Origin of the sequence: Neorhizobium galegae, assembly GCF_017877135.1 — a bacterium.
In the GTDB taxonomy this organism is placed as follows: Bacteria; Pseudomonadota; Alphaproteobacteria; order Rhizobiales; family Rhizobiaceae; genus Neorhizobium; species Neorhizobium galegae_A.
This window is the reverse complement of the sequence record NZ_JAGIPH010000003.1, coordinates 1-18,544: the sequence shown is the minus strand read 5'-3', so window position 1 is coordinate 18,544 and position 18,544 is coordinate 1. Positions and strand designations below refer to the sequence as shown.

The 18,544-nt window shown below is 62.1% G+C and carries 19 protein-coding genes and 3 tRNA genes; 10 read left to right on the top strand and 12 right to left on the bottom strand.

Translation table 11 applies throughout. From position 1 onward, the window contains the following. Positions 1–14: 14 nt before the first annotated feature. The 4 genes from J2858_RS10375 to J2858_RS10360 all read left to right on the top strand — a co-directional run bounded on the left by J2858_RS10375 (position 15) and on the right by J2858_RS10360 (position 2,981). On the top strand, positions 15–680 hold the full coding sequence (locus J2858_RS10375) for a hypothetical protein (protein ID WP_210104742.1): 666 nt from the start codon (positions 15–17) through the stop codon (positions 678–680). 113 nt (positions 681–793) lie between these two features. After that, positions 794–1,129, top strand: coding sequence for a hypothetical protein (locus J2858_RS10370; RefSeq protein WP_210104741.1), 336 nt, complete (start codon positions 794–796; stop codon positions 1,127–1,129). 48 nt (positions 1,130–1,177) lie between these two features. Further along, positions 1,178–1,942 (top strand): hypothetical protein, encoded by a 765-nt coding sequence (locus J2858_RS10365; RefSeq protein ID WP_210104740.1) that lies wholly within the window; start codon positions 1,178–1,180, stop codon positions 1,940–1,942. A 193-nt stretch (positions 1,943–2,135) separates the two neighbouring features. Continuing rightward, positions 2,136–2,981, top strand: a complete 846-nt coding sequence (locus J2858_RS10360; RefSeq protein WP_210104739.1) for an aldo/keto reductase — start codon at positions 2,136–2,138, stop codon at positions 2,979–2,981. A gap of 112 nt (positions 2,982–3,093) precedes the next feature. Here J2858_RS10360 and ilvN read toward each other — a convergent pair whose 3' ends face one another. Together ilvN and J2858_RS10350 are read right to left on the bottom strand one after the other, a co-directional pair. After that, positions 3,094–3,666 carry an acetolactate synthase small subunit gene (gene ilvN / locus J2858_RS10355; RefSeq protein ID WP_210104738.1) on the bottom strand — a complete coding sequence of 191 codons (573 nt, stop codon included), beginning with the start codon at positions 3,664–3,666 and terminating at the stop codon, positions 3,094–3,096. Positions 3,667–3,699: 33 nt separating this feature from the next. Continuing rightward, positions 3,700–5,481, bottom strand: a complete 1,782-nt coding sequence (locus J2858_RS10350; RefSeq protein WP_281067729.1) for an acetolactate synthase 3 large subunit — start codon at positions 5,479–5,481, stop codon at positions 3,700–3,702. A 395-nt stretch (positions 5,482–5,876) separates the two neighbouring features. On the opposite strand from J2858_RS10350, the gene J2858_RS10345 reads away from it, so the two are divergent. Next, a complete protein-coding gene (locus J2858_RS10345; protein ID WP_245365722.1) occupies positions 5,877–7,760 on the top strand; it encodes a helicase HerA domain-containing protein in 1,884 nt (627 codons plus the stop codon). Between the two features lie 56 nt (positions 7,761–7,816). On the opposite strand, the gene miaA is transcribed toward J2858_RS10345, so the two are convergent. After that, positions 7,817–8,719 (bottom strand): tRNA (adenosine(37)-N6)-dimethylallyltransferase MiaA, encoded by a 903-nt coding sequence (gene miaA / locus J2858_RS10340; protein WP_210104737.1) that lies wholly within the window; start codon positions 8,717–8,719, stop codon positions 7,817–7,819. Between miaA and serB the strand changes: the two genes are divergently transcribed. Then, entirely contained in the window at positions 8,718–9,608 is an 891-nt protein-coding gene (gene serB, locus J2858_RS10335) for a phosphoserine phosphatase SerB (protein ID WP_210104736.1), read from the top strand. The two genes, miaA and serB, sit on opposite strands and share 2 nt — an antisense overlap. Before the next feature lie 17 nt (positions 9,609–9,625). Then, positions 9,626–10,180, top strand: a complete 555-nt coding sequence (locus tag J2858_RS10330) for a GNAT family N-acetyltransferase (RefSeq protein WP_210105213.1) — start codon at positions 9,626–9,628, stop codon at positions 10,178–10,180. Positions 10,181–10,210: 30 nt separating this feature from the next. Here the strand turns inward: J2858_RS10330 and J2858_RS10325 are convergent, their stop codons facing one another. The 9 genes from J2858_RS10325 to J2858_RS10285 form a co-directional block, all read right to left on the bottom strand. Continuing rightward, entirely contained in the window at positions 10,211–11,746 is a 1,536-nt protein-coding gene (locus J2858_RS10325; RefSeq protein WP_210104735.1) for a DegQ family serine endoprotease, read from the bottom strand. 192 nt (positions 11,747–11,938) lie between these two features. Next, entirely contained in the window at positions 11,939–12,910 is a 972-nt protein-coding gene (hflC, locus tag J2858_RS10320; protein WP_210104734.1) for a protease modulator HflC, read from the bottom strand. Next, positions 12,907–14,025 carry an FtsH protease activity modulator HflK gene (gene hflK / locus J2858_RS10315; protein ID WP_210104733.1) on the bottom strand — a complete coding sequence of 373 codons (1,119 nt, stop codon included), beginning with the start codon at positions 14,023–14,025 and terminating at the stop codon, positions 12,907–12,909. Before hflK ends, hflC begins: the two co-directional genes overlap by 4 nt. A gap of 146 nt (positions 14,026–14,171) precedes the next feature. Further along, positions 14,172–14,708 carry a dihydrofolate reductase gene (locus tag J2858_RS10310; protein ID WP_210104732.1) on the bottom strand — a complete coding sequence of 179 codons (537 nt, stop codon included), beginning with the start codon at positions 14,706–14,708 and terminating at the stop codon, positions 14,172–14,174. 155 nt (positions 14,709–14,863) lie between these two features. Continuing rightward, positions 14,864–14,940: transfer RNA gene (locus J2858_RS10305), tRNA-Arg, on the bottom strand. Between the two features lie 17 nt (positions 14,941–14,957). Further along, positions 14,958–15,263 carry an ETC complex I subunit gene (locus J2858_RS10300; RefSeq protein WP_210104731.1) on the bottom strand — a complete coding sequence of 102 codons (306 nt, stop codon included), beginning with the start codon at positions 15,261–15,263 and terminating at the stop codon, positions 14,958–14,960. A 136-nt stretch (positions 15,264–15,399) separates the two neighbouring features. Beyond that, positions 15,400–15,476, bottom strand: a tRNA-Pro gene (locus J2858_RS10295). A gap of 84 nt (positions 15,477–15,560) precedes the next feature. Further along, positions 15,561–16,034 carry a DUF192 domain-containing protein gene (locus J2858_RS10290; RefSeq protein WP_245365720.1) on the bottom strand — a complete coding sequence of 158 codons (474 nt, stop codon included), beginning with the start codon at positions 16,032–16,034 and terminating at the stop codon, positions 15,561–15,563. Next, positions 16,034–16,612: a cold-shock protein gene (locus J2858_RS10285; RefSeq protein WP_210104730.1), complete on the bottom strand. Its 579-nt coding sequence runs from the start codon at positions 16,610–16,612 to the stop codon at positions 16,034–16,036. The genes J2858_RS10290 and J2858_RS10285 overlap by 1 nt, the downstream gene beginning before the upstream one ends. Positions 16,613–16,823: 211 nt before the next feature. On the opposite strand from J2858_RS10285, the gene gloA reads away from it, so the two are divergent. The 3 genes from gloA (at position 16,824) to J2858_RS10270 (ending at position 18,307) form a co-directional block, all read left to right on the top strand. Further along, positions 16,824–17,264, top strand: a complete 441-nt coding sequence (gene gloA / locus J2858_RS10280; RefSeq protein ID WP_210104729.1) for a lactoylglutathione lyase — start codon at positions 16,824–16,826, stop codon at positions 17,262–17,264. Between the two features lie 157 nt (positions 17,265–17,421). Further along, positions 17,422–18,051 carry a hypothetical protein gene (locus tag J2858_RS10275; RefSeq protein ID WP_210104728.1) on the top strand — a complete coding sequence of 210 codons (630 nt, stop codon included), beginning with the start codon at positions 17,422–17,424 and terminating at the stop codon, positions 18,049–18,051. A 181-nt stretch (positions 18,052–18,232) separates the two neighbouring features. Then, a tRNA-Glu gene (locus tag J2858_RS10270) sits at positions 18,233–18,307 on the top strand. The last annotated feature ends 237 nt before the right edge of the window (positions 18,308–18,544 follow it).

The window sequence follows — 18,544 nt, the reverse complement described above, 5'->3', positions numbered from 1 at the left end:
TGTCGGCGGGCGCCTTGGCGCCCGTCTTCCAGCAGATCCGCGAGGTTGCCATGACCGACTACCGCCTGACCTGTACCAACATGTCCAAACTGCATGGCAACTTCGCCATCTATCAGGTGCCGCCGCAGAGCGAGGGCAGCCAGCATGTGATCAGCCTTGCCTGGATGGCACGGCCTGCCGCACCCGGCACCAGGCTTGCTTTTTCCTGGGACACCGAGATGAGTTTCATCTGGGGCGAAAGGGGCATCTATCGCAACCGCTCCTACTTCAATGCCTGCCAGCAGGTGGCGGCCAATCCGGATCGGGAAAACCTGATCGACCTGACCTCCGACATCTACGGGGCTCCGACCTTCCAGAACCTTCGCACCGGCGGGCCGCAGGGGACGATGACGATCCGCCAGCTCTCCGCCATCTTCGACTACCCCGTGCATCTCGGCGTCGCGATCGGCGGTGCGCCGGTCTATACGGTCAATTTCAACGCCAATATCACCACCACCTTCATCCCGCACCAGAACCGCTACTGGGTGATGTTCGGTGGATACATGGCCGGCGAAACAATCGATTCGGCAAGCGTGACCAACAGCCTGATGGTCGAGTTCAGCCCAACTAGCCCAAGCCTGGGCGTCGTCATGGGGCCGGACAATATCCTGCGAGCGGCTCCGGCAGCATTGCTGCCCTGACACTCAGCGACGCTTCAACCCTTCTATCAAGAACTGACATCCCGTCGGCGAGAGCCGACGCATGCCCGCACATCGCAATTTTGCCTTCACCATTTCCCCCAAAGGACACTCCGATGCCGACGATCACTTTCAATCTCGCCAATATCTCCGACAGCCAGAACCAGGTCTGGACCGGCGCGCAGCAGACCAATGGACAGGTCGTTGCCCAGCTGATGGTGCCGCTTGCGGGCGGTGCCGCGATCTCGTTCCCGTGGGACATCCCCAGCATGACGGTGATTTTCCCGCTCACCCTCTCCGTCCCAGGCACCAACATCCTTCACCAGACGACGCTGATGTATAACGGCAGCAACTGGGTGCTCACCGATGAGGTGGCGGGGCTGACCCTGATGGGGCTGCTGCTGTCGAACGGGAACTACATCATTCTCCTGGAAGCCGCGCAGTTGGCCTGACGCAGTTCCAAGCCCGCCTGCGGCGCTTCTTGCCACCTCTATGGCGGCGTGGCAGGCGGCAGCATCCGCGACAGCCGCGGGCGACGCGCAAGCCTTTCCTGCAATCCGGTGCAATCTGCATCGCGAGCCCTGGGCACTGACCACTCACCATCAACAAGCACGGAGATTCCGCCGGCAGACGGAATTCCCATGACTTCACTCCTCCCCGTCCAACCTTCATTCAACGAAGAAAGAATCGTCATGATCAACGACCTCACGGATTTGCGGACGCTCGGCCGCTACCTTGCCTTGAAATTTTTCCAGCGGTTTTCGATGCCGGTCTTTGCGACCGCCATCATCGCGTCATTGGGTGCCATGACACCCTATCCTGCAGCGGCTGAATATATCTATCGCGGCCTTCTGACGGACAATCAGGGTGCACTGGATCTTCGCACGGCGCGCATGGCATTTAACCCGACGCTATCGTTCAACAAGACCCTTCAGGCAATCTTCAACGCACCCCAGCAGTTCAAGTGCGCACTTCGCATGGACACACAAGGTCCGATTCCGAATTTAGGAGACACATCGCTCCTGGCCGGTTTCGCCAACTTCCAGGCGACCTATGACGCTCATCCGCCGGCCATTCCCGTAGGTCATGTCAGCGTTGAGCCGGCGCCGGGCATCGTCATGCCGAACCCTGCCCAGGAATTTTCCAATGAGCTGCGGAATGAGGCGCTGCAGCATCCGGCCTTGTTCAATGACCGTTACATCGTTGGCGTGCCCGGCCGCGAAGATGACGAAGACTGCCGCGATCGGCCGAAATCGTTCAACTGATCCGAATCCCACAGCGCCGCCATCGCCCCTTCCCAGCTGGAGGGGGCGACCGGCGCTGCAGCACACCGGACCGACTAGTTTCGATGGATGTGGTTGACCGCCCTCCTCAAGTGCCTATCTGCTTGATGGCGTACTGTGCCAATGTCAGGCGCTATGCCGTCGGGACCAAAGAGAGCCGCCACAGGAGATTGCCATGCTTGCCGAAATGCCGACCGTCACCCTGAAAGGCGGCGCCACCGTTCCGGCGCTTGGCATCGGCACATGGATGATGGGCGAAGACCGACGCAAGCGCGCATCCGAGATCAAAAGCCTGCAGACCGCAATCGACCGCGGCATGACACTCATCGATACGGCGGAAATGTATGGCGACGGCGCGTCCGAAGAGCTTGTCGGCGAAGCGATCGCCGGGCGTCGTGACGAAGTATTTCTCGTCAGCAAGGTCTATCCGCACCATGCAAGCCGTGAGGGCGTGATCGAGGCCTGCACCCGCAGCCTTAAGCGGCTCGCGACCGACAGGCTCGACCTTTACCTCCTTCATTGGCGGGGCCAGCATCCGCTGGCAGACACCGTCGCCGGCCTTCAAGCCTTGCAGGCGGATGGTCGCATCGGCGCCTGGGGCGTCTCCAATTTCGACGTGGACGACATGGAGGAACTGATGGCGGTGCCGGGCGGACAAGACTGCGCGGCAAACCAGGTCCTCTACAACCTGTCCCGGCGCGGCATCGAATATGATCTCCTGCCCTGGTGCCAGGAGCGCGGCGTGGCCGTGATGGCCTATTCGCCCATCGAACAGGGCCGCCTGCTCTCGCATCCCGAGCTGATCCGGATTGCCAAGGCCAATCAGGCGACGCCGGCGCAGGTGGCGCTCGCCTTCGTGCTGGAGCGCGAGCAGATGATCGCCATTCCGAAAACCGGAAATCCCGCCCGTGTCGAGGAAAACCTCGGCGCCATCGATCTCGACATCAGCGACGAGGATTGGGCCGTGCTGGACCGCGCCTTTGCGCCGCCTGCAAAAAAGCAGCCGCTCGACATGCTCTGACGGCTTGAATCACCGTCTGAAGTTCCGGACTCTCTTTACCCGGAAACCCGCGTAACGACTTGAATCCAAAAGGTCTCCGATAGAAAATCGGAGACCTGTTCTTGAACGAAAATCACATGCCCTGCGGACCGCGGTTCATCGCGGCAATGCCGGTGCGGCACACTTCGATGAGACCGAGCGGCTTCATGATCGCCACGAACTGGTCGATCTTGGAGGACTTTCCGGTGATCTCGAAGATGAAGTGCGACACCGTCGCATCGACCACCTTGGCGTGGAAGGCGTCTGCAAGGCGCAGCGTCTCGGCACGGTCCTCGCCGTTGCCGGCAACCTTCACCAGCGCCACTTCCCGCTCGATCGGGCGTTCCTGGCCGAGCTGGCCGGCGCGCACGGTGAGGTCCACGACGCGGTGGACCGGCACGATGCGTTCCAGCTGCGCCTTGATCTGCTCCAGCACGCCGGGCGTACCATTGGTGACGATGGTGATGCGCGATAGATGCGCCTCATGCTCCGTCTCCGACACCGTCAGGCTTTCGATATTGTAGCCGCGGCCGGAAAACAGGCCGATGACGCGCGCCAGCACGCCCGGCTCGTTGGTGACGAGGACGGATAGCGTGTGGCGCTCCTGAAGCGAGGTCTCCGGCGCGATGAAGTAAGCCGAGCCGGTGGGTTGTAGGTGTGCGTTCATGGATGTGATCCTTCTTGTCCCTCTGGCGGCTGATCAGACGAGCTGACGGCCCTTGGCATCGATGGCGGTGGCGACGGCTTCGTCCGTCGCCTCGTCCGGCAGCAACATTTCGTTATGGGCCTTGCCCGAGGGGATCATCGGGAAGCAGTTGGCGAGATTGGCAACGCGGCAATCGAAGATAACCGGGCCGTCCACGGCGATCATCTGGGCAATCTTCTCGTCCAGTTCCTTCGGATCGTCGCAATAGATGCCGGTGGCGCCATAGGCTTCGGCCAGCTTGACGAAGTCAGGCATGGCTTCCGTATAGGAATTGGACAGGCGGTTGCCGTGCAGCAGCTGCTGCCACTGGCGCACCATGCCCATATACTGGTTGTTCAGGATGAAGATCTTGACCGGCAGGTTATGCTGGATGGCGCAGGACATTTCCTGGATGCACATCTGGATGGAGGCGTCACCCGCGATATCAATGACCAGCGCTTCCGGATGCGCGACCTGCGCCCCGATGGCCGCCGGCAGGCCGTAGCCCATCGTGCCGAGACCGCCCGAGGTCAGCCAGTGATTGGGTGCCTCGAAGCCGAAGAACTGCGCTGCCCACATCTGGTGCTGGCCGACTTCCGTGGTGATGTAGGTATCCCGCCCCTTCGACGCCTCGTAGAGACGCTGGATGGCATATTGCGGCATGATGACATCGCTGGAATTGGTGTAGGCGAAGGAATTGCGCGCCCGCCATGCCTTGATGCTGGCACGCCATTCGGCCGTCTGCTCCGGCGCCGGCTTCGTCGGCAGCGCCCGCCACAGGCGAACCATGTCTTCCAGCACGCGCCCGACATCGCCGACGATCGGGATATCGACGCGGACGTTCTTGTTGATCGAGGACGGGTCGATGTCGATATGGACCTTGCGCGAATTCGGCGAGAACGCGTTGAGGCGGCCGGTGATGCGGTCGTCAAAGCGTGCGCCGATGCAGACCATGACGTCGCAATCGTGCATGGCCATGTTGGCCTCGTAGGAGCCGTGCATGCCGAGCATGCCGAGCCAATGTTCACCTGACGCCGGATAGGCGCCGAGCCCCATCAGAGTCGAGGTGATCGGGAAGCCCGACAGCTCGACCAGCTCACGCAGCAGGCGCGACGCTTCCGGACCGGAATTGATGACACCACCGCCGGTATAAAGAACCGGGCGACGGGCGGATGCCATCAGTTCGACGGCGGCGCGAACGGCATTGAGGTCGGCATCGACATGCGGCCGATAGCTCTTCTGCGGCACATGGTTCGTCTTCGGCGTATAGGTGCCGGTGGCAAACTGCACGTCCTTCGGAATATCGACGACAACCGGGCCCGGACGGCCGGTCTGGGCGATGCGGAAGGCTTCATGAATGGTAGCCGCCAGCTCGTTGACGTCCTTGACCAGCCAGTTATGCTTGGTGCAGGGGCGCGTGATGCCAACGGTGTCGCACTCCTGGAAGGCGTCGGAGCCGATCAGCGTGGTCGGAACCTGGCCGGTGAGGCAGACGAGCGGAATGCTGTCCATCAGCGCATCCTGCAGCGGGGTGACCGCATTGGTGGCGCCGGGACCGGAGGTGACGAGCATGACGCCGACCTTGCCGGTGGCACGCGCATAGCCTTCGGCGGCATGGCCGGCCCCCTGCTCATGGCGCACGAGGATGTGCTTGATCTCGTCCTGCTGGAAGATTTCGTCATAGATCGGCAGTACGGCGCCGCCCGGATAGCCGAACAGATGCTCCACGCCGTTATCCTTCAGGGCTTTCAGAACGATTTCCGCCCCTGTCATCCGATTGTCTGCTGTACCCGTCATGTCCTGGTCCGTTATCTTTTGTGTGTGAAACGAGGCCTTGGGGCCTGATTGAAGGCATAAAAAAAGGCCCCCTGGAGGAGCCTTCGGTAGCGCATGGGTGGCTATCGCCGGATGGTTACACCATCCTGCCCATGCGCTTTCCCACCACGATAAGTGCGTTCGATACGATCATGGGCTGAACTGTTAGCCATAAAATTGCCGCCCGTCAACGCAGATGCGCAAGAAAACATCGCCCTTATCCGACATCCGCACGCAAAACCGGCAGGAAACGGGATGGCCGCGCAACCTCCTGTTAAAGCCCCGGCCCCTATCCTGCGCCCGGGAAGGGCCGGACTGCCGCCGGGCGGCCTCCTCCTTCCTCCTTCGCCACGATATGCCCAGGAAGGGTCGCATCCTTGCGCCATGACGATCACCAGAGCCCGCAGGGCGTCCGCCACGCAGACCGCCGTGACGGCCTGACGCCGGGAAATCGATTTCTCGGACGGGTGGTTGCCTGCACGGGCGCCCATGCCACCATTGCCGCCATGGAGGAAGCCGGTTCGACGGAGCTCACCGAGCTCTGGTCGGTTGGGCGCCTGATCTCGATCAGCGTCGGACGCAACCGCGTTGTGGCACTCACCTATTCGATGGCGACGGGTGCCGGCGGATGGGGCGAAAACCGCCGCAACGAGTTCCGTGTCGAGGTGGAGCTTCTGGGCGAAGTGCGCGTGGATGATGATGGCGCGGAGCGCTTTTCCACCGGCATTTCCCGCTACCCCCATCTTGGCGCCATTGCCCACCGGATCCGCGCCAATGATCTTAAGCGCATCTATGATGCCGGAAAGGCTGGCAGTTGCGTAATCGGCACGTTGACGCAGGACGAGGCCATCGACGCCACAATCCATATTCCCTCGATGCTGTCCAAGCACTTCGCCATCGTCGGCTCGACCGGCGTCGGCAAGTCGACCGCCGTCTCGCTTCTCCTCCACAAGGCAATCGAGGCCGACCCGAAGCTTCGGGTGCTGATCCTTGATCCGCACAACGAATTTGCCGCCGCCTTCCCCGACAAGGCCGTGGTCATCGATACCGATACGCTGGACCTGCCTTTCTGGCTGATGCGGCTTGAAGAGTTTGCCGAAGTGGTGTTTCGCGGCCGCCCGCCGGTGCCGGAAGAGCTGGATTTCCTGCGTGATCTCATCCCGGAAGCCAAGCGTGCCTTTCGCGGCAGCCAGACGGGCTCTGCAAGGCGGACCATCGATAAGGGCACGCTCACCTGCGACACGCCGGTGCCCTACCGCATGGCCGATCTGCTGGCTCTGATCGACGAGCGGATGGGCCGGCTCGACGGGCGCGGGGAAAAGCCGGCGCTGCGGGCCCTCAAGGTGCGCCTTCTGTCGGCCATCGGCGATCCGCGCTATCGCTTTCTCTTTTCCACCAACACGATCAACGACACCATCCTCAAGACCATCGCGCATGTGTTCCGCATTCCAGGCGATGGCCGGCCGATCTCCACCTTCCAGCTGGCCGGCATCCCCGCCGAAGTGGTGAATTCGGTTGCCTCCATCCTTTGCCGCATGGCGTTCGAACTCACGCTCTGGGGGGATGGCGGCATTCATATGCTGGTGGTGTGCGAGGAAGCCCATCGCTATGTGCCTGCCGACCGCGAGCTGGGTTTCCTGCCGACGCGCCAGGCCATTGCCCGCATTGCCAAGGAGGGCCGCAAATACGGCGTCTCGCTCGGCATCATCACCCAGCGCCCCGGCGAACTCGACCAGACCATCCTGTCGCAGTGTTCCACCGTCTTTGCCATGCGGCTGGCCAATGAACGGGACCAGGAGATCATCCGTTCGGCGCTTCCGGATTCGGCCACATCGACGACAAGCTTTCTGTCGGCCATCGGCAATGGCGAGGCGATTGCCTTCGGCGAGGCGATCAGCGTGCCGATGCGGATGAAATTTGCCCGGGTGCCCGACCACATCCTGCCGCAGGCCCGCGCGACGGCCGACAGCCACAGCGACAGGACACCCGATACCGTGGACCTTCGCGGCGTCATTGCCCGCATGCGCGCAACAGAATCCGCTACGGATATCGCAGACTTCCAGTCCAGCGTTCTGCAGCGGGAGGAAGAAGACCGCCGGCAGGATAAAGCCGCAGGCTTTGCCCGCATGCCGGAGGGTTCGCTGGACCGCCCGCTCGAACCCTATCACCCGGACATGCTGCCCGGTGCTCGCCCTTCGGCCCCTGCCGCCGATACGCGCCTGGTTCGCCGTGGCCTGCCGGGCTATTACAGCAACGACTGACCCCGCCGCGACGGCCGAGACGGAAACAGCCGGTCCTCGCGCGGATCGAGGCGGCCTTACGCCAGTGGGTCGAACCTTAGCCAGCTGTCGTCCATCTGGTTGCGGAACCAGGTCATCTGGCGCTTGGCATATTGGCGCGTGAGCGCCGAGCCGCGCTCGATCACCTGTTCGCGGCTCATGGTGCCGGCGATGAGGCCCGCGATCTCGGCCACGCCAATCGCCTTCAGAACTGGCGCATCGGCCGGCGGCCGAAGAGCCAGAAGCGCGCGGACTTCATCGACGGCGCCGGTCTCCAGCATGATCTCGAAACGCTGGTTGATGCGCCGGTGCAATGCGCTTCGACCCGGCAGAACAACGATCTTTTCGGCGCGATCGGGATCGATGATGACCGGGCCCTTGCGCTCCTGAAAGGCCGCAATCGACTGGCCGGTTGCGGTCATCACCTCCAGGGCACGCACGATGCGCTGACCGTCGGAGGCGGAAAGCCGAACGGCCATGGCCGGATCGCACCGCTGAAGCTCGCCATGCAAAAGCTCGGGTCCCTCCTCCACGAGACGGGCGCGCAGGCCGTCGCGGATCTCGCCCGGAATGTCTGGCATGTCGGAAAGGCCGCCGGTCAACGCCTTGAAATAAAGCCCGGTGCCGCCGACGAACACCGGAAGGCGCCCTTCCTCGCGCAAGGTGACGAGAAGTGTAGACACATCGCGCAGCCATTCGCCGGTGGAATAGGCGGCGGTTGCCGGCACATGGCCGTAGAGCAGATGCGGCAGGTCCGCCGTTTCCGCAGCAGACGGGCGTGCGGTCAGCACCTGCAGGGTATCGTAGACCTGCATGCTGTCGGCATTGATCACCACCCCGCCATGCCGTGTCGCCAGATCAAGCGCCAGGGCCGACTTGCCGCCCGCCGTCGGCCCGGTTATCAGGATAGCCTCGCAATTGTCCCGAAGGTTTTTCATCATGGCTCTCGTTGCCACGCTCATCGCCCATCCGTCAAACCCCGTTCTCGACGGAGTGCTGGGAGAAAGGGCTGCCGAAGCCGTCAACGCCGCCGGCCTCTACTGGCTGGCGGATGGAATTGCCTGCGACGTGGCGCTGCGGAACGAGGCCGAAGCCCGCGACAGCGAGGCGCGCCTTCGCGCCGCCATCGGCACGCTGCCGGTCGATGTGGTCGTGCAGGATGTCGAAACACGGCGCAAGAAACTGCTGATCGCCGACATGGATTCCACCATGATCGGCCAGGAATGCATCGATGAACTGGCTGATGTCGTGGGCCTGAAGGAGAAGGTTTCGGCGATCACCGCGCGCGCCATGAACGGCGAGATCGCCTTCGAACCGGCCCTTCGCGAACGGGTTGCCCTGTTGAAGGGGCTGCCGATCGGCGTGGTGGACGAGGTGATCGAAAAACGCATCACGCTCACCTCCGGCGGGCCGGCACTGATTGCCACCATGCGCGCCAAGGGATTTTACACCGCGCTCGTCTCCGGCGGCTTTACCGTCTTCACCAGCCGCATTGCAAAGACGCTGGGCTTTGATGAGAACCGCGCGAATATTCTGATCGAGAAGGACGGCGTGCTGACCGGCGAAGTGGCCGAGCCGATTCTCGGCAAGCAGGCCAAGGTGGATGCTCTTCAGGATATCTGCACGACGCTTCAGATCTCGACGGCAGAGGCGATGGCCGTCGGTGACGGTGCAAACGATCTCGGCATGATCGGCCTTGCAGGCGCAGGCGTTGCCCTTCACGCCAAGCCGGCGGTGGCAGCAGAGGCAAAGATCCGCATCGACCATTCGGATCTTTCCGCCCTCCTCTACATCCAGGGCTACCGCAAACACGAATTCGTCACACCATGACCGGCGCGCAGGAGACCATCATCATTCTGGAAACGCCGCGGCTTCGCTTGCGCAACTGGCTGGAGGCCGACCGCGACCTGTTTCGCGAAATCAATTCGGACCCCAAGGTGATGGAATTCTTCCCGTTTCGCCGCAGCCACGCGGAAGCGGACCTGCTGTTTGACCGCGTCAATGCCATGATCCGTGAGGACGGGCTGGGCTTTTACGCCGTGGAACTGAAGGAAACCGGCGAGGCCATGGGCTTTTGCGGCCTGGCGCCGGCCAACATGGCCGGCATCTTCCCGATCGAAACCATCGAGATCGGCTGGCGGCTTGCCACGCGCTTCTGGGGCAATGGCTACATCACCGAGGCGGCAAGGGCCCTCCTTGATTACGGGCTGAACATCAGGGGGCTCGAGACCATCATTTCCTTTGCGGTTGCCGACAATCACCGCTCGACGGCCGTCATGCGGCGTATCGGCATGACGCCTTGCCCAGACCTCGACTTCGACAGCCCGCGCGTGCCCGACACCCACCCGCATCTGAAGCGACATGTCACCTATGCGGTCACAAAGGAGACGGCAGGGCGCTGATCCCTGCCGTTGCTGTCATTCAGCCGCCACTCACTCCAGCGGCAGCGCCACGAAGCGCAGTTCGCCACTGGCGCCGGCCACCATCATATGGGCATTGCGCCGCCCCTCGCCCTTCAACTCCTCGATACGAGACGTCACATCGCCGGGTGTGGCGACAAAATCCTGGCCGACTTCGACAATCACCTCGCCGGCCTTCAGTCCCTTTTCGGCCGCCACCGAGCCGGCGGCGACATCGGTGATGACGACGCCTTCGACACTGTCGGCAATGCCGAAATTCTTGTGGCGCACCTCGTCCAGCATGGTGAGCGTCATGCCAAGCACTTCGGCCGGATCCTCGGGCCGTGCCTGGTCCGGGGTTTCGCCGCCCTTGCCGTCTGCAACAGCCGGCTTGTCATCGTCAGCATCCGCTTCGGGGCTGTCTTCCAGCCGCCCGAGCGTCACCTTCACCGTCTGCTCCTTGCCGTCGCGCAGGACCTGCACGTCGACTTCCTTGCCGACAGGGCTTTCGGCAACCGCCAGCGGCAGGTCGCGCATTTCCTTCACCGGCTTGCCGTCGAAGGTCAGGATCACGTCTCCCGCCTTCAGCACACCCTTGTCGACCGGGCCATCCTTGATGACGCCGGAAATCAGTGCGCCGCGCGCCGTATCGAGGCCAAGGCTTTCCGCAATATCGTCAGTCACCGGCTGGATGCGCACGCCAAGCCAGCCGCGGCGGGTTTCGCCAAAGTCGATCAACTGCTGCACGATGTTCTGGGCAAGCTCCGTCGGAACGGCAAAGCCGATGCCGATGGAGCCGCCGCTCGGGGAGATGATGGCGGTATTGATGCCGATGACCTCGCCCTTCATGTTGAACAGCGGCCCGCCGGAATTGCCCTTGTTGATCGCCGCATCCGTCTGGATGAAGTTGTCGTAGGGCCCGGCATTGATGTTGCGGCCGCGCGCCGAAATGATGCCGACGGTGACCGACCCGCCGAGCCCGAAGGGATTGCCGATCGCCATGACCCAGTCGCCGATGCGCATCGTCTTGGAATCGCCGAAGCGGACGAATTTGAGCGGCGCCTTAGGCTCCACCTTCAGAACGGACAGGTCAGTCTTGGTGTCTGTGCCGACAAGCCGTGCCTTGAGCTTGCTGCCGTTCGGGAAAATCACCTCGATATCATCGGCGCCCTCGATGACGTGGTTGTTGGTCACCACATAGCCCGAGGCATCGATGACGAAGCCGGAGCCCAGCGAATTGACCTTGCGGTTGCCGTCCTTCTTGTCCTTGCCGTCGAAGAAATCGTTGAAGAATTCCTGGAAAGGCGAGCCTTCCGGAATGACCGGCTGCGGGCCGGCACCGGTGCCGTCTCCCTTGACGCTCTGCGAGGTGGATATGTTGACCACCGCATCGAGGAGACCTTGGGCAAGATCCGCCACCGACGCAGGACCGCCCTGCGCCTTGGCGGAAGGCCCCGCCGTGATCGTTGCCTGCGCCATGGCCGGCGCAGCGAAAGAGGGTCCGATGAGCGTCAGCGCCATCACGGCCGCCAGGGATTGTCGCAGCGACGATCGAAGGGAGTTCACCATCAGGCATCCTTGAGGGTTTAAAGGGTGGCACTTCGCCAAAACCATACGGCGGAAAGAGGGCGGTGGGAATTGCCTTTTACGTGAGACTTCCCGCAGAGGTGGATGCAATCGATTGCTCCACGAAAAAGGGGCGGCCGCAGCCACCCCTTATCAAGGTCAGGGACGTAGCGGCCCGATACCGGGCCTGCCACCTCAATTGGCCGGCGCCGCAGGCGTTGCCGGAGCACCTGCAGCCGGGGATGCGGGAACCGCCGGACCTGCGGTCGGCCCGGGCCCGCCCGCCTGCGCGCTGCTCTGGTTGAAATAGCGGAAGAACTGCGTGTTGGGGCTCAGCACCATGGTCGTGCTCTTGTCGCCAAGGGCAGACACATAGGCCCGCATCGAGCGATAGAACTCGAAGAAGCCCGGATCGCGCGAGAAGGCTTCCGCAAAGATGCGGTTGCGTTCGGCATCGCCTTCACCGCGCAGGATCTCCGAGTCGCGTTCCGCTTCCGACACCAGTTCGACGACCTGACGATCGGCGATGGCGCGGCGACGCTGGCCCTGCTCGTTACCCCGGGCACGGATCAGTTCGGCTTCGGCGAGACGCTCAGCCTTCATGCGCTGATAGGTCTGCTGTGACACTTCCCGCGTCAGATCGGTGCGGCGAATGCGCACGTCGCTGACATTGAGACCGAGCGATTCGGCTGCATTCTGCAGGTCGGCCCGCACTTCCTGCATCATCGACGAGCGCTCGTCGGAAAGAGCCGAGGAGAAGTTCCTCAGACCATAGACCCGGCGAAGGGCTGCATCGAGACGGGTGCGCAGGCGCGATTCGGCCGATTCGCGATCCCCGGATACGGTTTCGCGGAAACGGCGGGCATCGGTGATCTTGTAGACCACGAAGGCGTCCACTTCGTAGAAGGCACCGCCGCGCACCTGGACGCGGATATTGTCGAGGTCGAAGCGCAACGCGCGATCCTCGATATACTGGACGCGGTCGGCGTCCATGAAGGCAAGCGGCAGCTTGAAGTAGATGCCGGGCTGCGTCTTTACGTCCTGGATCTGGCCGAAGCGCACGACGATGGCCTGCTGGCGCTCGTTGACGACGAAGACCGAGGAATAGACGAGAAACAGGATCACGCCGAGGCCGATGATGAAGATGGGGAGACGGTTCGAACTCATGGGTTGCCTCCCTGGGCGGGCGTGGCGGCATTGTTCTGGCGCATCAGTTCGGTCAGCGGCAGATAGGGCACGACACCCTGCTTTTCCTCCACGATGATCTTGTTGGCGTTCTTCAGAACGTTCTCCATCGTTTCCAGGAAGATGCGCTCGCGCGTCACTTCCGGGGCGTTCACATATTGGTTGTAGATCGAGATGAAGCGCTGCGCCTCACCGGTCGCCTCGTTGACGACGCGATCCTTGTAGGCGGAGGCCTCTTCACGCACCTGGGCTGCCTGACCACGTGCCTGACCAAGCTTCTGGTTGGCATACTGGTTGGCTTCCTCGACGAAGCGGTCCTCGTCCTGCTCGGCGCGCTGCACCTCTTCGAACGCATCGGCCACTTCGCGCGGCGGCGCCGCATCCTCGATCGGAACCGCGTTGATGGCGATGCCGGAGCCGTAGGTATCCATGGTGCCCTGGATGATGTCACGCACCTGCGTGGAAATTTCCTCGCGGTTATCGCGGAAAATATCCTGGGCGGGACGACGGCCGACCACTTCGCGCATGGCGCTTTCGGCCACCTGCTGCAGCGTTGCCGCCGGGCTTTCAAGATTGAACAGATAGGCGCGTGGATCGTTGACCGTAAAGAGCACCGAGAACTGCACGTTGACGATGTTCTGATCGCCCGACAGCATCAGGCCCTCGGTGGAATTGGCAAGGCCGCGTCCGCCGATATTCTGCTGCTGCTCGGTGACCTTGACGATCTCGACGGTTTCAACCGGCCAGAAATGGAAATGCAGGCCGGGACCGGAGATTTCTTCCTTCGGCTTGCCGAAGCGCAGTTCAACGCCGCGCTCGTCCGGCTGCACCGTATAGATCGACTGGATGCCGACAAAGGCGAGAATGATCAGAAAAACGATCAGAAAGGCGCCGCCATTGAAGCCGCCGGGGATGAGGCCACGCAGGCGATCCTGGCTGCGGCGGATGATGTCCTCCAGATCCGGCGGGCCGCCGTTTCCGCCACCGCCATTGCCGCCGCCGCCACGCGGTCGGCTCGGACCTTGACCCCATGGCCCTTGATTATTGCCGCCGCCGCCCCCCCAGGGACCGCCGCCATTCTGATTGCTCCAGGGCATCAAAACCTCTTTGTTCGTGTCACTCCCGCCCCGCTTGGAAACCGCGTCAAAAATGCGGCAGTCGGGTTATGACCCGTTATAGGGATGCGATGGGTCGCTTTCAACGCACGGCGGGCTCACATCCGGGTGTTAGGTAACGAAATGTTTCAGTTTGCCGCAGTTCGACGATGATAGATGGCAAATCGGGTGGGGAAACTGTCCCTCTCGCCGGCCGGCACAAAGGTTTCCTCCACCTTGTCGAAAGACTGCGGGTCGATCAGCGGAAAGAAGGTGTCGCCGTCTGCGATCACCGTTTCGACATGGGTGATATAGAGGCGGTCGGCCTGGTCGATCGCCTGCGCATAGATTTCACCACCGCCGATCACGCCGATTTCTTCGGCACCGGTTGCCGCGGCAATCGCTCTTGCCTTCTGAAGCCCCGCATCCAGGGAGGTGACCACATCGGCGCCATCGACGAAGAGCGAGGGATTGCGCGTCACCACCACATGCGGGCGGCCCGGCAGAGGTTTTCCGCCGAAACTTTCCAGCGTCTTGCGCCCCAGCACCATCGGCTTGCCGAGCGTCATCGCCTTGAAGCGCTTGAGATCCGTCGACAGTTTCCACGGCATGTCGCCATCGCGCCCGATAACATTGTTTTGAGAGACCGCTGCAAAGATCGCGACCGGGATTTTCCGTTCCGTCATGATGGCACCTGAAGTTTGATCCGGGCGCCGCCACCCGTGTTCGGCGCGGTGACAGGAGGGGTTTTGCCGGTGGAAAGATCTTGCGTTACGCGGGCATACGCCGCTGCTACGGCACGAAGCGCGGACGTCGCACGCTTCAAATTCCGTCTGGGATATGGCGACCCCTGCAGGACTCGAACCTGCGACCTACTGCTTAGAAGGCAGTTGCTCTATCCAGTTGAGCTAAGGGGCCAGAAAGGAAACCCCGGCTCAGTGAGTCCAGGGCTGGATGCGGTTGAAGCGGAAATTGTCGGTGTAGGACACGACCTGACGGGCCGCTTCCTTCGGCGGGATGACGCGATATTCGATGCCGTTGCGCTCGGCATAGGACTGCGCCTGCTCGAGCGTTTCGAATGTCAGGCGCACCTGCTGGTTCATGTCGGACTGGGACGTGTAGCCGAGAACCGGATCGATGCGGCGCGGTTCCTGCTGATCGAATTCGAGAACCCAGAGGTGGGTCTTTGCCTTGCCGGATTGCATCGCGGTCTTGGCGGGACGGAAAATCTTGGCCGTCATTCGTTTCAACGCTCCCTTTCGCGCCTCTTGCTCCGTCCGGAAACGTTCAAGGCTTCGATTGTGTTGCAGCGGTTCGTTCATAATGGAACGAAAAACCCGCGGCAGCAGGTTTGAAGCGGCACGTCTTCGGCGCCGTTGGTCGGAGTGGAGAGATTCGAACTCCCGACCCTCTGGTCCCAAACCAGATGCGCTACCAGGCTGCGCTACACTCCGTTCAACGATGAAAAGCGGGATACACGGTTCGCCCGCAGGCCGCAACAGCTAAATCCGAGGAAGATGAGGATAAGGTACAGACGGTTACGGCCGATTGCCGATCTGTTTGCTCCACACCTTGTCGCCCTTGTGGATTCCAAGCTGAGCCGCCGCACCGCCGTTCAGTTCCAGCACATAATTGACCGGCCCCTGCGACGATATGATGGTTTCCGACAGCGGCTCGGCCCGTTCGTGGATATGGGTGATCGTGCCTTTGGCGTCGATGAACACCATGTCGAGCGGGATCAGCGTGTTGCGCATCCACATCTGGATGGCGCGTGCCTCGAAGAAATCAAACAGCATGCCCTCATTGGCCGCCATCTGCTTGCGATACATCAGCCCCTGCTCCCGCTGGCCGGGATCGAGCGCGAGTTCAACGGAGAACTCATGGCGCGCGCCGGATGCGGTGACGATGGTCAGCGGTTCCTTGTCGAACCTGAGTTGCGCCGAGGCAACCGCTGAAAATGCCAAAAGCGTCATCATGGCGCTCGCAGCAAAGGTGGTCAAAACTGTGCGCATCAATGGGCTCTTGACGACACGACCGGGCCGTCCGGATGGATTTCGGCCGCCATTAGACCCTTGTCACCCGGCCCGAAGCGGACGAGCACCACCTGTCCGGGGCGCAGTTCCGTCAGGCCGTAGCGCCGAAGCGTTTCCATATGAATGAAGATATCCTCGGTGCCCTCACCGCGCGTCAGGAAACCGAACCCCTTGGTGCGGTTGAACCACTTGACCAGAGCCCGCTCAAGGCCGCTCGTTGCCGTCACCTGCACATGGGTGCGCACCGGCGGCATCTGCGACGGGTGAACCGCCGTCGACTGGTCCATGGAAAGGATGCGGAACGCCTGATAGCCGCGATCGCGCCGCTGGATCAGCGCCACGATGCGGGTACCCTCCAGAATCGTCTGGTAGCCGTCGCGGCGCAGGCACGTCACATGCAGAAGCACATCCTGCATGCCGTTGTCGGGCACGATGAAGCCGAATCCCTTTGCCACGTCGAACCATTTCACGACGCCGGTGATTTCGATAAGCTCTACCGGATCGCCGGCCAGCTCCTCAAAAATCGCAACGCCCTTCGATGACATTCTGTCCGCCATTCTGTCAGCCCCTGGGTTACGCGTCACGGTCGCACGGTTAACTGATTCTGAGAGGATATGTTAACATTGCGCCGTTCGTCCAGCGCAAGACCCTGTCCGCATGTTTCCATTTCTTTGTAGGCAAGACTCCTTGTCTGAGGCTGACCTGTGCTTCATATCCCGGCGGTCGCCGCAAACCATCGCCGGCCAATGATCAGGAGGAATTTCCCCCATGCGCTATCTGCACACCATGGTCCGCATCAAGGACCTCGATGCCTCGCTCGATTTCTACACCCGCATCTTCGGCCTCACCGAAGTCCGCCGCATCGAAAACGACAAGGGCCGCTTCACCCTCATCTTCCTTGCCGCCGACGAGGATGTCGAAAGCGGCAATACGAACAAGGCTCCGCTGCTGGAACTCACCTATAACTGGGATACGGAAGATTACACCGGCGGGCGCAATTTCGGCCACCTCGCCTATGAAGTCGACAATATCTATGAGACCTGCCAGCGCGTGATGGATCTCGGCGTCGTCATCAATCGTCCGCCGCGCGACGGCAACATGGCGTTCATCCGCTCCCCCGACGGCATTTCCATCGAACTGCTGCAGAAGGGCCCGGCTCTTCCGCCGGCCGAACCCTGGGCCTCGATGCCCAACACCGGCAGCTGGTAAAAGCTTTGTGAACACGCCGGCGCGGCTCTTTTTTCGCTGCGCCGGCGCCTCTCTCCTGATCCGAGCCCCTTGCAGCCATCCGGCACCAAAAGCCTGACGCAGGCTTCGTGCGCCATTCTGATGTTAAAAGACGAACACCAGAAGCTGGAATGTGTGAATGCTGCACCTGACATCTTGCGCGCCTGCGCTGCGCCCGATCGCGATTGCCGTGCTGATGGGCGCAACGGCCCTGTCGCTCAGCGGTTGCGTTGGCCTGACGGGAAAGGCCAAGCCCGCAGTCGCAAGCCAGCAGCCCAAAACCGCCGCCGAGGCGATGGCGCAGGCCGAATCGGTGAAAGCCCAGACACCCGCAGCCGGAGCCTATGTGGACCCGATGGTCGCCGTTGCCGCTTCGCCGGACAGCCGGCCCAGGAGCCGGGCCTATCGTCCGCCCGCGACGCCTGACGCAACGCCGGCCGCAGCAGCCTCGCCCGCGACCCAGGTGGCCCAGCTTGTGCCGGAACAGCAGTCGCTGAGCGCCGTCATCAACGAGCCGACCGCCGTGCAGGCCGGGAGCAACAGCATCTTTGCGCTGGCAAACGCGCGCGCCGAATCGGCCAATGCCGCCAATGGCGTTGCCGCCTATGCGCCGCTCGGCAGAATCAATCCCATGGCCGGAAGCGTGTTTGCCGCTCGCAGCACAGGCGAAACCGTCCCGGTGCCGGCCGTCACATCGCCTGCCCATTCTCCCGCAACAGAACTGATGGCAAAGTCCACCGGCACGACCGCCAAAGACGGCCTTTGGTAGCGTCGACGCGGATTATTTGCTTTCAGGTCCATTCTGCGCAGGAGCTAACCGTCTGATAAAGATCGGCATTTTCCCAGATCTGTGCGCTTTTCCACCACGCCGATAATTTTGCGGGATTTGTCAAAAAGCCGCTTGCACCCGGCAAACCCGCCCCCTATAAGGACGCCACCACGAAGCGCACGCGCCCTTCGTCTATCGGTTAGGACACCAGATTTTCATTCTGGGAAGAGGGGTTCGACTCCCCTAGGGCGTGCCACTTCTCCTCCCCTTTCGGCTTCATCACGACAGTAAAGACGCAGGTCCGCGCTTGCGGCTTGGTCATTTGTCCGTGCGCGCCCACGGACCGAAAAAAGCTTCATCGCCCGACGATTTTTCACTTGCACGGAAAAAATCTGCGTCTATAAGGGCGCCACCACGAAGCGCACGCGCCCTTCGTCTATCGGTTAGGACACCAGATTTTCATTCTGGGAAGAGGGGTTCGACTCCCCTAGGG

Excerpts from the sequence above, each read along its gene's own strand:
- J2858_RS10370 (WP_210104741.1), top strand. The coding sequence starts at position 794 with ATGCCGACGATCACTTTCAATCTCGCCAATATCTCCGACAGCCAGAAC.
- J2858_RS10360 (WP_210104739.1), top strand. The coding sequence starts at position 2,136 with ATGCTTGCCGAAATGCCGACCGTCACCCTGAAAGGCGGCGCCACCGTT.
- ilvN (WP_210104738.1), bottom strand. The coding sequence starts at position 3,666 with ATGAACGCACACCTACAACCCACCGGCTCGGCTTACTTCATCGCGCCG.
- J2858_RS10350 (WP_281067729.1), bottom strand. The coding sequence starts at position 5,481 with ATGACGGGTACAGCAGACAATCGGATGACAGGGGCGGAAATCGTTCTG.
- serB (WP_210104736.1), top strand. The coding sequence starts at position 8,718 with ATGGCTCTCGTTGCCACGCTCATCGCCCATCCGTCAAACCCCGTTCTC.
- miaA (WP_210104737.1), bottom strand. The coding sequence starts at position 8,719 with ATGATGAAAAACCTTCGGGACAATTGCGAGGCTATCCTGATAACCGGG.
- J2858_RS10325 (WP_210104735.1), bottom strand. The coding sequence starts at position 11,746 with ATGGTGAACTCCCTTCGATCGTCGCTGCGACAATCCCTGGCGGCCGTG.
- hflC (WP_210104734.1), bottom strand. The coding sequence starts at position 12,910 with ATGAGTTCGAACCGTCTCCCCATCTTCATCATCGGCCTCGGCGTGATC.
- hflK (WP_210104733.1), bottom strand. The coding sequence starts at position 14,025 with ATGCCCTGGAGCAATCAGAATGGCGGCGGTCCCTGGGGGGGCGGCGGC.
- J2858_RS10310 (WP_210104732.1), bottom strand. The coding sequence starts at position 14,708 with ATGACGGAACGGAAAATCCCGGTCGCGATCTTTGCAGCGGTCTCTCAA.
- J2858_RS10300 (WP_210104731.1), bottom strand. The coding sequence starts at position 15,263 with ATGACGGCCAAGATTTTCCGTCCCGCCAAGACCGCGATGCAATCCGGC.
- J2858_RS10290 (WP_245365720.1), bottom strand. The coding sequence starts at position 16,034 with ATGCGCACAGTTTTGACCACCTTTGCTGCGAGCGCCATGATGACGCTT.
- J2858_RS10285 (WP_210104730.1), bottom strand. The coding sequence starts at position 16,612 with ATGGCGGACAGAATGTCATCGAAGGGCGTTGCGATTTTTGAGGAGCTG.
- gloA (WP_210104729.1), top strand. The coding sequence starts at position 16,824 with ATGCGCTATCTGCACACCATGGTCCGCATCAAGGACCTCGATGCCTCG.
- J2858_RS10275 (WP_210104728.1), top strand. The coding sequence starts at position 17,422 with ATGCTGCACCTGACATCTTGCGCGCCTGCGCTGCGCCCGATCGCGATT.